General features: G+C 43.2%; 13 protein-coding genes. All 13 read right to left on the bottom strand.

What is annotated here, in order from left to right:
* Positions 1 to 29: 29 nt before the first annotated feature.
* The 13 genes from ACJJIP_RS04265 to ACJJIP_RS04205 all read right to left on the bottom strand — a co-directional run bounded on the left by ACJJIP_RS04265 (position 30) and on the right by ACJJIP_RS04205 (position 13,472).
* Positions 30 to 323, bottom strand: coding sequence for a hypothetical protein (locus ACJJIP_RS04265; RefSeq protein WP_020412660.1), 294 nt, complete (start codon positions 321 to 323; stop codon positions 30 to 32).
* On the bottom strand, positions 308 to 2,209 hold the full coding sequence (locus ACJJIP_RS04260; RefSeq protein WP_444946283.1) for an anthranilate synthase family protein: 1,902 nt from the start codon (positions 2,207 to 2,209) through the stop codon (positions 308 to 310). The genes ACJJIP_RS04265 and ACJJIP_RS04260 overlap by 16 nt, the downstream gene beginning before the upstream one ends.
* A complete protein-coding gene (locus ACJJIP_RS04255) occupies positions 2,206 to 2,826 on the bottom strand; it encodes an isochorismatase family protein (RefSeq protein ID WP_353376056.1) in 621 nt (206 codons plus the stop codon). The genes ACJJIP_RS04260 and ACJJIP_RS04255 overlap by 4 nt, the downstream gene beginning before the upstream one ends.
* Positions 2,827 to 2,929: 103 nt before the next feature.
* Complete coding sequence (locus tag ACJJIP_RS04250) at positions 2,930 to 3,388, bottom strand: PhzA/PhzB family protein (protein WP_020412657.1); 459 nt, start codon at positions 3,386 to 3,388, stop codon at positions 2,930 to 2,932.
* A gap of 57 nt (positions 3,389 to 3,445) precedes the next feature.
* Complete coding sequence (locus ACJJIP_RS04245) at positions 3,446 to 5,044, bottom strand: MBL fold metallo-hydrolase (RefSeq protein WP_444946282.1); 1,599 nt, start codon at positions 5,042 to 5,044, stop codon at positions 3,446 to 3,448.
* Positions 5,045 to 5,075: 31 nt separating this feature from the next.
* Positions 5,076 to 6,110, bottom strand: a complete 1,035-nt coding sequence (locus ACJJIP_RS04240; protein ID WP_444946281.1) for a 3-oxoacyl-[acyl-carrier-protein] synthase III C-terminal domain-containing protein — start codon at positions 6,108 to 6,110, stop codon at positions 5,076 to 5,078.
* The gene (locus ACJJIP_RS04235; protein WP_353376052.1) at positions 6,107 to 6,394 is read right to left on the bottom strand and encodes a phosphopantetheine-binding protein; all 288 of its coding nucleotides are present in this window, start codon (positions 6,392 to 6,394) and stop codon (positions 6,107 to 6,109) included. Before ACJJIP_RS04235 ends, ACJJIP_RS04240 begins: the two co-directional genes overlap by 4 nt.
* On the bottom strand, positions 6,375 to 7,931 hold the full coding sequence (locus tag ACJJIP_RS04230; RefSeq protein ID WP_444946280.1) for an AMP-binding protein: 1,557 nt from the start codon (positions 7,929 to 7,931) through the stop codon (positions 6,375 to 6,377). The genes ACJJIP_RS04235 and ACJJIP_RS04230 overlap by 20 nt, the downstream gene beginning before the upstream one ends.
* A 148-nt stretch (positions 7,932 to 8,079) precedes the next feature.
* Positions 8,080 to 9,276 (bottom strand): acyl-CoA dehydrogenase family protein, encoded by a 1,197-nt coding sequence (locus ACJJIP_RS04225; RefSeq protein ID WP_444946279.1) that lies wholly within the window; start codon positions 9,274 to 9,276, stop codon positions 8,080 to 8,082.
* A complete protein-coding gene (locus ACJJIP_RS04220) occupies positions 9,266 to 10,060 on the bottom strand; it encodes an SDR family NAD(P)-dependent oxidoreductase (RefSeq protein WP_444946278.1) in 795 nt (264 codons plus the stop codon). Before ACJJIP_RS04220 ends, ACJJIP_RS04225 begins: the two co-directional genes overlap by 11 nt.
* A complete protein-coding gene (locus ACJJIP_RS04215) occupies positions 10,057 to 11,496 on the bottom strand; it encodes an MFS transporter (protein ID WP_444946277.1) in 1,440 nt (479 codons plus the stop codon). Before ACJJIP_RS04215 ends, ACJJIP_RS04220 begins: the two co-directional genes overlap by 4 nt.
* Positions 11,497 to 11,522: 26 nt before the next feature.
* The gene (locus ACJJIP_RS04210) at positions 11,523 to 12,197 is read right to left on the bottom strand and encodes a class I SAM-dependent methyltransferase (RefSeq protein WP_020412649.1); all 675 of its coding nucleotides are present in this window, start codon (positions 12,195 to 12,197) and stop codon (positions 11,523 to 11,525) included.
* 207 nt (positions 12,198 to 12,404) lie between these two features.
* Positions 12,405 to 13,472: a 3-deoxy-7-phosphoheptulonate synthase gene (locus ACJJIP_RS04205; protein WP_020412648.1), complete on the bottom strand. Its 1,068-nt coding sequence runs from the start codon at positions 13,470 to 13,472 to the stop codon at positions 12,405 to 12,407.
* Positions 13,473 to 15,248: the final 1,776 nt, after the last annotated feature.

Here is a 15,248-nt window from a genome sequence, read left to right as displayed (position 1 = left end):
CATTCTTTGATGCTATGCCTTATGAATTTCTATCCAGCTGGTTTGCTTTCAAAGCACACATCAAAGGCTATTCGATGATCAGGCGGTCTGTTAATAATTTCCGCTGAGATATTAGGTGGCATATCAGAGAGATTAGGTTTATCTCCACACCAGATCATTAAAGCACCCCAGCGGGGGGTGTCCTCTGAGACAAGCCAAAGCTTCGTTATCATATTAGGCACAAGCTCCCATTCCTTGAGAACTTCATCGGTTAAACAGCCCTTAAGCTCATCGGGCGCGGGATCATTATCATCAAGATCCCACCAGGCTAGTTCAATACGCATTCAACCCTCATTGATAAAACGGCATCCCTCAGAATTCTGAAGCCATCCATTGTCAATACTGATTCAGGATGGAATTGCATCGAGCAAAAGTTTGGCCCTTGTAACCCGTGAACCTGGTTTGACCCCGGATCACGATAAATACGTACTTTACCTACCGGACTTTCGATATAATCCGTGTCAGATATCGCAGTAAATGTGTTGTAAAAGCCGACTGTCTCTGTTTTTCCAAAGATAGAAATCTGCTTCTGCAGCCCCTGATTAGGCTGTTCAAGTGGCTTTATCGGTAAACCTAGAAGCGAGCATAAAATCTGGTGACCAAAACAGATAGAAACAAAAGGTTGATTATTTTCCCAAGCTTCAGTCATCACACGTCGACTGGCAACAACCCGTGGATCGTTGTGATTACATGGATCACCAGGACCTGGCCCTACAATAATAAGTTCGGAATCTGTAACTGAATTAATTAAGGTGTGGGGCACGACCTTAACCTTTAAACCTGCAGCGCGCAGTTGGTACTCCATCATTGAAGTGAATGCATCTTCATTATCAAGAATCGCAACTGTAAGTCTCTCATCCTGCTCCAAAGTAGGATCGTTCATACCTGAAGTCCCACTCAACCAAAAACTGGATAGGCGTTTATTTCTATTAAGTAGAGACTGGCCAATACACTCCTTCTTTGCCAGGGAATCCATTGCACTGACACCCATGGCAGCTTGAAGTGCAGCAGCTTTCGCCGCTGTTTCTTTAGTTTCCGAGTGAGGGTCAGAATCGCGTACCAAAGTAGCACCTACTCCTACTCTCATATCTCCACTCTTTAATATCTCAGCGGTACGGATAAGAATTGCCGAGTCTAGCAAAGTCCCACAATCATTATTTTCGATCATCGCTGCAAAACCACTGTAGTAGGAACGCCCACTGGTTTCATAGCGGGCTATCACCCTGGTAGCATTTTCAAGAGGACTGCCAGTTACCGTTGGTGCAAACATCGATCGCTTCAATATTTCAGAAAGTGGCAAATCCGTGGAACCTTCAATTCGGTAACCAACATGAGCTAATTGGGACATCTGAATAAGATAGGGACCCTTTGCAATGACTTCGGAAGAACATATATGAGTCATCATTTTCAGTTCTTCATCAAGAACCATTGATAACTCATCTTCCTCCTTGCCATTATTCAGAAATTCCAAAAGTCCTTCCTGGGTCGGACCCAAGGAAGGAAATCGGTAGGTACCACTGATAGGCGTCATGGAAAGCGATTTCGAATTAAGTTTTATATGCATTTCCGGGGAGGCGCCTACTAAAGTAAGATCGCCCATTCTGATAAAAAATAGCCAGTAAGCTCCCTTTTCCTGCTTTAACAAGTTGCGGAAAATCGTCAACCCAACGTGATCCTTGTAATCAGCTAGCTCTCCAGTAAAAGTACGCTTGATTACAAAATTTGCTCCTTCTCCCGTTCCAATTTCCTGTTCGATCACTGCCCTTACTATATTTTCATAACTTGCATCATCGGGTATAAAGTGAGCATCTCTGAGATTGACGGGGACATCCGGTAATTCAGACAGGCCTGTTTCGAGCGGTATTGTTCTATATTGATCAACGTCAAGTGCCCGAAAAGGCACTTGATCATCGATAACTGTAAAACCACGTTCTTCAATCTGACGATATGGGGTAACAACAAGTGTTCCCCAACGACATGTATTTTTCTGCTCTTCCTGAATGAGTTCCAGTTCAGCCAGATTTTCCAGTATGCGCTCGGTTCCCGTCAAAACCTCAAGTGTCGGTTGTTTATATCGCTCGGGTCGGTAAACCAATGCATAGGCATCATAATGACCATCAATAACATTTTGTAAAACATTCGATGCATTGGCGGCGCCATCAAAGGTCATTGGCATACTTCCTCTGTTGGCAATACTTTAGCGCAACATTCCGCCGCATAATTTAATGTTTGCAAATGGTCCTGCTTGGAAAAGTCAGCAATAGAATCCTGAACGAGAAAGACCTCTATATCTCTTGAATAAGCATCGACAGCACTAGCGAGAACCCCAATATGAGCGAAAACACCACAAATAATAATTTGATCACGGTGTGTATTATGGAAAATATCATCAAGGGAAGTGGCATGGAACGCGCTATAACGCCACTTGGCCAGCACCGAGTCTTCTTCCCTAGGTGCAATTTCCTCAGTAATAGCGGTATGCTCAGGACTATTGCTCATCCCCTTTCCCCAAATATCAAAAAGAAGCCCCCGCTGTTTCTCCGACATATCTCCGCATTGCGCCGTATAAACCACTGGTATGTTATGTTTTCTTGCGTACAAAACCAGCGTCTGACAATTTTCAATCAGTGCTCTACGTAGAGGGTTCGGAAACATCTTCAGAAAATATTGCTGCATGTCATGAACCAGCAAAATACTGCGACTATTTACTTTGCTCCAATTAACAATATTGTCTGCACTTAAATCCGACGCTTGAAGTGTGTAATTCTCGATTCTTGGAATGCTCATGCCCCGCCCCAAATTGCCGTAATCTCTTAATTATATATTTTCAAGAAGAAAATAATTCTGGCTTAGCTGCAAAATAAGCTGCTCGCCCTTGAAACAATCTAAATCAAGCCGGTATGCCTGCCCTAACAATCTGAGGTACCGCAATACCCAATGCCTCGAACTGCTTGCAGGGGTTCATAAATTCACGTTGAATTTTTATTTTACCGTTCTCAAATTCAAAGCTATGGATAAAATGATTTTCATAGAAACCTTCTGGATACCCTTCGAAACAGATACGGCCTTTGCCATCACACTCTACCCAAAAGAAATCCGGGTTCTGGCCATCAAATATTTTAATGTTGAACCAAAGCCAGTCAGGAAAGCACTTGAGAGACCATACAGCATGCTCCGCTAAAAGTTTTTTGCTGCGTATCATAATGGGCTCACCAGTATCGGTGGTCCAAAGACCTCCGCAGCCATCTTCAGTAAACAGTTCATGGCGCTTTAATCGATCTTGTCCCTGGGTATTCATATACTTTTCAACAATACGACGATTGTGTTGTCTTTGCTCATCTTGAGTCATGTAGTCATCTCCTATGAAGTAGAACAAATTTACGAAGGGAACACCGTTGATGCTCTATCAGTAAAAAGTAACGTTTTTTCCTACCAGTCGCTGGCAAGCTACTCCTTTATCGCTGCATAGCTTAATCATCTTGTCAGATTCAATAATTTGCTCTGAATTATCTTTATAATCCAGACCCATAAAATATTTGTACCAGGGTTCTAATCCCATGGCATAAAGAAAAACCTGCCGGGCGTTGAAGGTTTCAACCATATGATATGCCTGCTCAGCATTTGAGCCGTTTAAGCGGCGTGAATGACTGATATCTTTACTCACAGGCTTAGTGTTAAGCGCACCATAAATCCATGTATAAGGCGCCCCAACACATTCCATGCCAATAGCCAGAACATCAACATCCCCAACCAACTTATGAACATGGCGATACATTACTGGATCGCTATTAGTGGCATCGGCGCCAAATAAGAATTTCTTACCCATAAGCTCAATATACCAAACGGTTTTTGAACGTATATTAAGATCGCCGTGCTCTCCCAAAAAAGGTATCGCCTTTATTTTTCCATCAGGAACTTCAACTTCTTCAATGTCGCCCACCTCTATCACCTTAAAGCCTAGCTGTTGGGCGATTAGTTTCATGGAGGGGTCAATTATTGTTCCACCATTATTAACGGGTAGAATCAATTTATCTGTTTTATGGCGTAACTGTAGTAAAGTTTCCAGATTGAAATGATCGTGATGATTATGGGTAATACAGATATAGTTAATTGTCTCAGGTAGCTCAGAGTAACTGATAACATCATCGGCATAATGTTCACCTCTAACAGGAATTACCGGATCTATTAAAATATTGATCGAACGGGTTTCCAGCATAAATGAGGCATGACCGAGAAAAGTTAATTTTACTCCGACATCAGATATTGGCTTATGACGTCTTGTCGGCGGTTGCGAGGTAAACAATTCATTGTAATGTAGTCCGCCACGCACTTCGGTTCTTGAAAATATAGCTTCAACTACTTCCCGCACTATTCCTTCTGTACGTGATTTAACAATTAAGTCTACTTCTGGCGTGCAGAAATCGACCATCCATTGCATATGATTCTCATCGGCCAGACGGGGGGTAGAGAAACAGAATGGTCTTTCCCCCACCCTGGAAAGCAAACCAAAGTAAACGCTTTGTAGTGATTTTCGATAGTGATTTGAATGATAGAGTAAAGGTTCTATTAAACGATAACCTGGATTGTGGTTGATGTCCTGTACAATCTCAATGAACCCCCTAAGAGGCTCTGGAATTTTTTTATACAGGTATTCAATCGATTTTCCGTCACTATGGGCACGGGTTAATTTATCCAGTTCTTCAACCGCTTCAGAAAGTTCTAGTACATCGGTAAGTTGATTTTCCAGTTCAAGCAACAGTGATTTAATATCTTCCAACTGGTCAGCTCGGGCATTAAGAAATTCTCCACCCGTAAGAGCAGGCACCTGTGCTGCCATAATGTGAACTCTGGCATTTTCAACAAAAGAAGACATAATCCTTTTGTGCGTAATGGCCATGTAACGTGCGGCCTGAACCGGCGGAATTAAATAAGACCATGCAAACCAGTGATTAACTAAAGGTTCGAAATAGGCTTCTTCTTTCAGGTATATCAAGTCACTAGACATCCAACATCCCTATTTTGATCTAGTCAGATTTTTATTTATTGGGGGTTTCACATTCCAGTAAAAAACATCCCCACTTCATGCCACTTGAAATTGCGCTCAGCACAATCCGATCACCTGGGTGGATCTTTCCCTGCTTCCGCTTGATATCGAGAGAAATTAATTGCTCAGCGCTGCCCATATGGCCGATTTCCGCCACTAGATCTGCGTTGGTTTTATCCAATGGTATCCCTAGCCTTGATGCCAGACTCTCCATACTTTGCCGACCTTCTAATGTATGTAAGAGGGTAAATTCAGATTTTAAACTCCACCCCGCTTCAGCCATACAGGATTCAATCATTTGAAGAGTATTGTCAGCACGTAGTTTCAGAAAACCTTCGAGATCACTACCGGAAAAACGATAGAGATCCATTACCCTTTCACGACCGAGTTGGTCCTCGCGACTGTCATGATTGGGCAGTAGTACCGGATTTAGACCTCCACCCCGCTCGATTCGCATCATATCCACGAAGCGGGTTTCAGAGATATCACGACCTCCCCTATAGTAAAAACTACACCCTTTCGTCGGCGAATCAGATTTGCTCACAATGGCAGCCACAGCACCATCTGTGAGAATCGCATTCATTAATCCGAACCGGTCAAGGTGAGGCTCACTAACGCGTTGGGCATGCACAATCACACCCACTTGCCCCACTTCCAAACTGTCTATCAGGGCGCTAGCACTAATCCAGGCACTGATACTGGAGCCACAGCCTTCCACCAGGTTTAGGGTTTTTACTTGTAGGCCTCCCAACTCAGCACCAATCTGGCATGCGAAGTCGATACCAATGAAATCTGGTACATTGGATTGGCCACCAACTATAAAACCAATATCATCGACGCTATATCCTGACTCATCTAAAGCTTTGACGACAGCCTGAGCGCCGAACTCTCGGACACTGCCATTGTGCACCCAATATTTGTCATATCCGGCGTGTCGAATTGCCCTCAGATGCATTTCATTAGGATGGTCCAAATCCTCCAATCGATGAGGTTTAGCCAGGACATGGCCAAGTCCAATCATTCTCATTCCACGACCTCCACAGTAGTTTCTCCACAGATCGTTTGAATAGATTGAGTTTTGTCACGTTCTACATCAGTCGTTATCAAAACGCATTCCAGGGTATTACCTAACAGCCGAGCCACATCAACCTCAATATTGTCCCTGTCCTTCAAATTGATCGCGAGCTGAAGTGCCAGGAATGAGTTCCCACCCAGTTCAATAAAATTATCAGTTGGCCGAACGTCCGTTTCATTTAGGAGCTGCTCTACCTCGCGAATTAGCGCTTTTTGATCAGTACTCTTCCTGTTCATACATACTCCTCCTTAACGACATTCTGTCGGTTTTTCCTCTTTCGTTAATCGGCCATTGTTTATCATCAAACAATCTATATCGACTGGGCCTTAAGTAAGGCGGTAGCTTTGAGCAGGCCAGTCGTAGCTCCCGCGTTGATAGTTCAACATCTCTGCATCCCCTAACACAGGCCAATAACAGATCTCCTTGATTGCTGGTATTCTCGACCCAAACCACAGCCTCATCTACTTTCTCATGGGACTGTAAATACTCCTCAATTTCGTATGGCTCTACACGAAAACCGTTAATTTTTTGGTAACCACTGGATCGGCCGATAAAAACAAATCTGCCCTGTTCGTCGAGCCGGCATATATCCCCAGATTGATATCCATCGGTTAGAGGCTCTCCACCTTCATAGCCCGCAAATACTTGTGCACCACAAATTTTAAGCTCGCCGAATTCCAAATCCTGAACGTCAGCTCCATTAAGCTCCAAATTTTCGGCTTCCAGATCATTAGAATTCAGCAATTCAAATTTAATGCCGGGAAAAGGCTTGCCGATAGGTATCGACTCCAGAGCCAGGTCACCTTTGGTGACAACATGAGTTGCGCAAAACACCGTTGTCTCCGAAGGTCCGTAGGCGTTAATTAGCCTCACCTTCGCTTTGTCTAACTGGTTAAAGAAGGGTGAAAAAGTACTGGTTGAGAGCTTCTCTCCTGCAAATAGGATTTCCGTTAAAGGGTAGTCCTCCCAATTTACAGATCCTGCTTCACTGGAGAACAGGTAGCGGAATTCAGAGGGCGTCACCGACAATACATTTATTCCCGCTTTAGCCATCAACCTTTGTGTAGATCTGGCGTCACGCTTTTTATTTTCATCCAGAACTACCAGACACCCGCAATGCACCAAGCACCCAAAGGTTTCCCATATCGCGTAGTCAAAAGAGAGATCGTGAGTCCACAACCATTTAGCATACAGGTCAATTTTCAATGCTTTTTGGGAATTTTCCAAAAAGGAGGAGAGCTGGCCACGCATAATAGGTACAATTTTGGGTTCACCTGTTGTACCAGAGGTTCTCACGCAATAGACTTCATCACCGGCGATATCACTTCTTACCAGACCCCGGTTTGATTCGGGTAACTTCCAGAAGGTCCCAATTCCTCTTAATGAAAGGCCACCATTAAGTGGTAATTCAGTATCTGTCAGGATACCCACACAATTTGCTCTTTTAGCTTCCTGAATCTGTTCGGATTTATCGAAGCCCCGGGGTAATGACATAAAGGATACGCCCGCGATCAAACAGCCAAGCATCAACTCATATAGCGCTATGGATCGAGGTATATCCAAAGCCAGGCGCTCACCCGGTAAGATAGCCATCTCTGTTAATTGGGTAGCAATATTTTGTGCGGACTCACAGAGTTGGCGATATGATCTCACCTTATCGTTATGTATTACAGCAGGAGCCTCCGGGTTCTCCTCCAGGGCTTTATTTAATGCCTCAACTACAGGTTGTAGCCCAAAACCCAGCTTCATCACCGTTTCTCTATACGCTTCCATACTCTTTCTTCTGCTTAAACAGTTGTACTGTCACGGCTAGGCTCTACAGAACAGGACGACCTCTGACCTAAACAGTATTCCCAAGTACCCACTTAAATACGCGATATTCGTAGGACGGATTTTTAACTAAAGTTAATGAATAAACGGGTTAAAACATTCGCGTAAGCTCTTTAGGATCACGCTCAACTCTTGATAGACCAATGGCTTCTTCTGGTACAAATTTGGAAAATCCACCATGGCGGGCTCCCACATTAACGTCCCTCCAGATTCGTTCCAGAGGGCTACCTATATCCAGTCCCGAAGCTCCATATATCCAAAGCAGGTCTTGAACAATCGACAAACAACCACGCATGATCTGTGTCGCACGTCCACGAATAGCAAGCCGATCTTCAGTCGTTAATGTTATTTCTGGCTTTCGCGCAGCATGGTCAATGGTGTCAGCATTAAATTCCGCTGCCCGCTGGTAGATATCAAAACTGCTCCAAAGTCGCCCTATTTCAGACCTGATAGCCCCCGAATCGCTCATTGATGTATAGGTACTACCAAGAACAGGGTGTTTTCCGGCAGCGGCTGCAACATACTCCAAACCTGCTTCTGTCGCGCCGAGCATAGAACCCACCAGGCAATTCATCAGTACACCAGTGAAAAGACCTGCGTAGGATGCATGTTCTTCCCTGCCAGCTAATGCATTTAACCTACGATTCTCACCGGAGAGAATATGAGAATAGTTCTCCACATTACTATTGGGGATCTCAATATCCCTAGCCCGCACTGTGAGACTTTGCGTACCTCGCAAGCCAGCTGAGTTCCAACTTGCAGCTACATCCAGCTGCTCTGCGGGAACAGCGACCACTTGAATATCTTGGGTATCCGCACCTTCAACGGTCGCCAGACAGAAAAAATAACTGGCATAGGTAGATCCTGATGCGTATCGCCATTCACCATTTAGAAGCCATTGATTCGATGTGGGATTTTTTTTCAGCGACCCTGGTCGTCCAAGTACCATGGCCAGAATTTTATTCCGCTCCATGGAGTAGGGCTGTGCCTCTAGCGAATGAAAACAACCACGCATAGTCCACGCTGAATTGGATACACCGGCAATCCATGCTAGAGATGCATCGGTCTTCCCGAGAATTCGGCAAACACGAAGAACTTCACGTAATGACCCCGGGCCAGAATCTCTGTTTTCATCCAGGATTTTTACGATGTCAGAGGAACCAAGCACTTCTATCAAACCACTCGACAGCTCTTCCCGATCCCCCTCAGAAAAAGTACTAACTACTCTCTCAATTTCAATATCGTTGTCAGTACTTGACAGTGGTAAAGCATTCAATTTAATCGACATGCGCGGATCTCCAATCTCTAATTTTTTCCTGTGCCTCTTTTATGGCAAAATCAACAAACTCAGGCGATGTCGCCATACGTTTAGGCATCACTGACGAATCAAACATTTTCCAAAAGAAGGGCAGACTCGCTGCCGGATCATTAATGGTGTAACCACATGAGGATCGACTGACAAGATCTTGTTTATTATATTCGGACCGGGTTTCCTGGCGGCGGGCGTAAGTCGTCGCCCACCCGGTTTTATGGGGTCCGGGTTCAATACAACCCACTTGAATTCCAAAATCCTGTAGTTCAAGACGCAAGGTATCGGCTATAGCTTCAATAGCATATTTACTAATTTGATATGCACCTAGAAGAGGCCAGCAGGCCACACCACTCATACTCGAAACCAGTAATATTCGTGATGCTTCGCCCTCACGCATCATTGGTATTAGTGGCCGAATTACATTAAGCGTACCCTCAACATTCGTTTTAAACTGCTCCCTGATTTGCTCGCTGGACAAGTCCTCCAGTGTTCCAAATTGTGCGAAACCGGCAGCAGTGACTACCCGCGTTGGTTTTCCAACTTCCTTAACCGCTTCATGTAATTTTTCGCTTAGCGTGAATGAATCTCTGACATCTGCAATACACGGCACAAAGAGATCTTTGTATTCCTCCAACATTGCTATAGCAGCATTATCAGAGCGAGTAATACCAATAACCGGTTCACCACGATCCCTAATGATCGAATCTGTCCAGCAACGACCCAGCCCACTTGAACATCCACTTAGCACCCAAATATTCATGTATTTAGAACCTCCCTTTGTACTGAATCCTGCCTACTGCTTCGAGACAGATAGGCCGCAACTGATAAGCCCAGAGCAATCAATAGGAAGCACACCAACGTTGCTAATCCCGTGATACCCGGAGACTCCCGGAGATTGGTAGCAGTTATCTCGAGATCAATTCCTAATTTCAGCCGTACAATCCAGTCAAAAAGAATTGCCACTATAACTGCCCCCATAGCACTCAACGCCTGACGTATAGAGTTAAAAAATGCTGCGGCCCGCCCCAGAGCCTCAAAGCTAACCCTGCTAAGTGCCAAGTTGGCGAGCGGTGCAAAGGCCAGGCCGGTACCCGCCCCTCCGATCATCATGACCAGGAAAAGCGCTATAAAAGTGACTGTTCCTCCCGGCATAAGAACACCAATAAAACCCAGTAACCCATTGGCAAGAGCAAATAGCATCAAACCACTTCTAACTATTCCTTCAGGTTTTATACGATCGGATAGATGGCCAGCGTAGGGGCCCACCAGGGCGTTGGACAGGGCGATTGTCATCATTAGTACACTGATAGCCACTGGACCAAAGTTCATGCATATATCCAGGAGGAAAGCTAATGGTAAATAGAAGCTAGCGACCCCTAATCCCAGTAATCCCGAAATAAAACAGATCCTGAAAAAAGTACCGTCAAACCACAACTCAGGGGATAAAATGTAAGCACTTTTATTCTTCACTTCTTTGCGAATCAAAATAGCAATGACTGCAGCTCCGATTAATATCAAAGCTATACCTACTCCCCGTAATATCCCCGCGACACTGATATAGTGAATACCTATAATTACACCAGCCAGACAGAGCCCATAAACTGCACTGGCAAAGGTTTCCGTTAGTCGGATACCACTACCGGGATCACCGGGCAAACACCGCAGGGCGATAACTAAAGCGGCCAGCACAAAAGGAATATTAATCCACATTACCCAACGCCAATCCGCAGTCGTTAATAGTAATTGTGTAATCACCGGACCGGTAGCAGTGGCAATTCCTGCAACTGCACCCCAAATCCCTAACGCTGTCCCCCGTCCCCCTTTAGCAAAGAGGATAGAAATGTAGGCCATGCTTTGAGATGTCAAAAAGCCAGCGCCAATTCCCATCAATGCACGCCCAACAATAACCTCTACAAAGGTTTGTCCTGCCCCACTAATCGCAGCCCCCAAGCCCAAAACCAGAAGTGCACCTATTAATACAATTTTTCTATCTGTCGAATCTCCGAGCCGCCCCCCCAAAAGAAGAGATGCAGCATAAGTGATAAGATAAATATTATTGACCCAGGCAACCCTGGCTGGACTGACCGTGAATTCATCCATCAGAGTTGTGTACATCAATGGCACAGTGGTCATATCCATCATGACAATAAAAAAACCAAGGCATAGCCCAACAAAAGAAATGTGCTTATATTTCACTCTTCTTTTTCCTTGTTGGTGAATTTCTATACGGAAGCTTGAAGGGTTAAATGCCATGCGGGTAGTCTTGTCCTGCCATGACTATCCTTTTCAATCCTTAACCCTTTCTTTCTCTGGAAGTCTTCAATAGCGGCAGCATTCCCTTTGTATTCAACTCTGTCCACACACTTTATGCTCCAGCCACTGGCCTCAACACTAGCTGCAATCTCAGATAGTTCGTTAGCCAGGGGCTTGGGCATTCCTAGTCTCGAGGGTGCGAAAGTAATCAAATGAAAAACCGTTTCTTTTGTGGCCAGTCGGCGCATTTCCTCTAAATAGGCGATGCGCTTATCTGCAGGTATCGCATGATAAACTGCCGAATCCAAAATGAAGTTGAACCCCGACTGCAAACCCGTATTGCAAGCATCACGTACCTCAAACGATATGCCGGAATCAGGATATACTTCCCGGCATTTCTCAATCGCTGTAGAAGAAGTATCTATTGCTATCACTTGATAACCTCGATCAGCAGCTGCTTTTGCGTTTCGACCAAGACCACAGCCGATATCCAACAGGCGACCGGGATGAGCTCTATCAAGAATTTCGCAAACCGCGGGTTGCGGTACTCCGATTTCCCAGGGAACGCTCGTTATTTCTGCACTCCCGATTAATGATTTGCCTTCATACACACCATTGAAATCAGCATGATCATATTCGCTCATAAAATATCCTTAAATTCTATTTGGCCCGATATATTTTGAATAGAATATTTAATCTATATCGAAATATTCCTGTCCTGGCATTCATTTAACTTCAACCGAACCAACCTCGTATAGAACATCCAAACTTTAAGGCCAAATGGATATCAGCCCAACAGGTTAGCTCCAAATACCGGCTAGAGTTCAACTTGAGATAAATGGAAATATTTTTTACTGGCGCTGGATAAAAACGTCATTAACCTGGGAAATGATATCTATTGTCTCATCCCAACCAATACAGCCGTCGGTGACTGAAACACCGTATTTCATTATATCCTTTGGTAAATGAATGGCTTGCTTACCTTCATTAAGGTTACTTTCCAACATTAATCCGACAATTGAGCTATTACTGTGTTTTAGTTGTTGAATAAGGTTATCGACAACCACCCTCTGCTGCCTGAAATCGTAATTGGAATTTGCATGGCTGCAGTCAATTACCAAATTACTGGGCAGCCTTGCTTCGGATAGAGTGCGAGCTACCTCTTCGACTGCTCGTTTCTCGTAGTTGGGATTCTCCCCACCTCTTAAAACAATATGAGTATTCAGGTTTCCCAGGCTGTTGATCACTGAAATTCTTCCATCTGAGTCGATTCCAAGAAAACTGTGTTTTCCAGACGCAGACTTCATGGCATTCATGGCTACCTGAATATTTCCATCGGTATTATTCTTAAATCCAACCGGCATAGATAACCCACTAACCATTTCACGATGGGTCTGTGACTCAGTGGTTCTGGCACCGATGGCCGCCCAGCTTATTAAATCTCCCAGATACTGAGGTGTTACCGGGTCCAATACTTCCGTTGCTACGGGAATTTCAAGCTCCGCCAGGTTGATCAATAGTTTTCTGGCGGCGGTTAGACCAGCTTCCACATCAAAGGAGCTATCTAACTTAGGATCATTGATAAATCCTTTCCAGCCAACTGTCGTCCTTGGTTTTTCAAAATAGACCCGCATAACAATTAGTAGATTTTCACTGTAATTGTCACTCAGGGACTTGAGGCGACTCGCATATTCCTTGGCGGCATCGATATCATGAATTGAACAAGGCCCCACAATTACTAAAAATCGCGGGTCTTTCCCATGTAAAATCTCGGTTATTGATTGCCTGGAGCGCTGAATAAAATCAGCCACATCAACGCTAACAGGATAGGCGGACCAGAGTTTTCTCGGGCTTACGATGCGATTAGCTGAAACAAAATTCAGGTTATTGGTTTGACTTGGCACAAGAACATCGAGCATATCAACAATCCTTATTCAACAATAGAAACCAACTTTACAATCTATTAAATACCTTTAACCACTATGTGAAATTTAAAATACAAAGGAATCCCTACCAGAATGAAAATTCCAGATCAACAAAAAAGGAATCCTGTCAGTACAAAAAATTAAATCTTACATAATGTACTCTTGATTTAAATCAATTCACAACTAGAGTGTTTTCTGCACGAGAGTCACAGACAAGCGACTAGTTCTTCTTTATAAGAAAACTATCAGTTTTCACAATAAGAATATGCATTACACTCTTCCGTTTTATAAAAATAATTTTATATGGCCGACACTTAAAGCCATATTGACATTATTACTATATACCAACTCAGGCTTGGTAAATTGCAACACTTTAATATTTCACAGCATCCTGCAATGAATCGATAATAACCTTATTACTTTATAAAGAAACTATGCTCTAGCTAACTCAGATGAAATTATCATTCAAAATATACAGTTTCATTACAAAACACCGTCATATACTTTTTTTTCTGTGGAGAAATTTCACCCTTAACTATAAAAAGCAGGCACACATAACTCACTTAACGGTTATCATTTTGAGCAACTGCTTCACCTTTCTAGATATTCATAGAATTAAATCTTATAACGAAACATTGGTGCGAATTTCAAATTCCACCATGGCAAATACCTCCACCTGGCAAATAACGTCTTGATCTTTCAGCCATCCCCTTCACTGAGCACCCTCAGATGAACAACAAATATAGCATTCCCTCTACAGTTAAAATCTCAACTCTCGGCACTCATGCTTTATTTAATTGAATTTATTAACCGATCATCTGCAAGGTGATGGAAACTCTTTACACCTACAATTTTACATCTTTGGACTTCAGAATTTTTTCAAGCAAACATAGCAGTCAACTTAAAAACAGAGATTACAGAGGTGAAAAAAAAATAAAAGCCGCCAATGCAAAAATAAAACTTTCACGGCCAAAATAGATGACCATGTCACATTTTTTCTCATATAATTTTAAATTTCAAATTTGGTATAACCAATCAACATCGCATTAAAGTATTAAATGCTTGTTATTTTTTACAAAAAATCAAACTTAAGTTTACAAAGCCCTTACAGGAATCATATTTCTAAAATTTTCACGCGGCCAATTTTTAGTTGGAGTTTTATCCCTCATAGATCATTAGAGGTTGCCTTAAGCTTTACCTACTTAAAACGATGGTGTCACTTATTTTTAATTTGACCAAAAAATATCGATAGCAATACTTTTAAAGCGCTCTTGAAGTAATTTATTCATCGAACATTACAATGCATATTGTTTTACCAACCAGAGATATGAATTGATAAAAATCAATTTTTATCCCCACTTACCAAACAGCGGCGAGCTTTTATTTACCATCCGTGACAATTGGCTAGTGCAGAGATCTCTTATAAGAGTTTAAAAATAATAGAAAACTGTGATTGGTAAAAATAAATTTCATGAAGTGCAATGGCTCGTATAAGTAAAAATAGCTGCCAACTTATGCCTGACTTGGCAATAATTTTGGTCTTATGCCGAATTTTAATCGACCAACTTCACAGCGTGTAACAGTGATGCCTACAAAAAAAGACAGTATTTATTTCCACTGAAAAGGAAGGGAGTTGGGAACCTTTAGTCGTCCGGGTGAGTTCATCGGATAGTCGGGCTTTTCCAAACTTTCCGCCGATCGCTGTTTTCATTTCCCTGAGAACTGCCACAAATAGTTCATAGTCAGATAGATATAGCTCACTTAACAGCC

The sequence above is a fragment of the Microbulbifer variabilis genome, assembly GCF_052467165.1.
This window is presented reverse-complemented; position numbering and strand designations above follow the sequence as displayed.

Bases quoted from the DNA above. Each gene is read 5' to 3' on its own strand.
- ACJJIP_RS04260 (WP_444946283.1), bottom strand. From the start codon at position 2,209: ATGACCTTTGATGGCGCCGCCAATGCATCGAATGTTTTACAAAATGTT.
- ACJJIP_RS04255 (WP_353376056.1), bottom strand. From the start codon at position 2,826: ATGAGCATTCCAAGAATCGAGAATTACACACTTCAAGCGTCGGATTTA.
- ACJJIP_RS04205 (WP_020412648.1), bottom strand. From the start codon at position 13,472: ATGCTCGATGTTCTTGTGCCAAGTCAAACCAATAACCTGAATTTTGTT.
- ACJJIP_RS04220 (WP_444946278.1), bottom strand. From the start codon at position 10,060: ATGAATATTTGGGTGCTAAGTGGATGTTCAAGTGGGCTGGGTCGTTGC.
- ACJJIP_RS04250 (WP_020412657.1), bottom strand. From the start codon at position 3,388: ATGACTCAAGATGAGCAAAGACAACACAATCGTCGTATTGTTGAAAAG.
- ACJJIP_RS04235 (WP_353376052.1), bottom strand. From the start codon at position 6,394: ATGAACAGGAAGAGTACTGATCAAAAAGCGCTAATTCGCGAGGTAGAG.
- ACJJIP_RS04265 (WP_020412660.1), bottom strand. From the start codon at position 323: ATGCGTATTGAACTAGCCTGGTGGGATCTTGATGATAATGATCCCGCG.
- ACJJIP_RS04210 (WP_020412649.1), bottom strand. From the start codon at position 12,197: ATGAGCGAATATGATCATGCTGATTTCAATGGTGTGTATGAAGGCAAA.
- ACJJIP_RS04245 (WP_444946282.1), bottom strand. From the start codon at position 5,044: ATGTCTAGTGACTTGATATACCTGAAAGAAGAAGCCTATTTCGAACCT.
- ACJJIP_RS04240 (WP_444946281.1), bottom strand. From the start codon at position 6,110: ATGAGAATGATTGGACTTGGCCATGTCCTGGCTAAACCTCATCGATTG.
- ACJJIP_RS04225 (WP_444946279.1), bottom strand. From the start codon at position 9,276: ATGTCGATTAAATTGAATGCTTTACCACTGTCAAGTACTGACAACGAT.
- ACJJIP_RS04230 (WP_444946280.1), bottom strand. From the start codon at position 7,931: ATGGAAGCGTATAGAGAAACGGTGATGAAGCTGGGTTTTGGGCTACAA.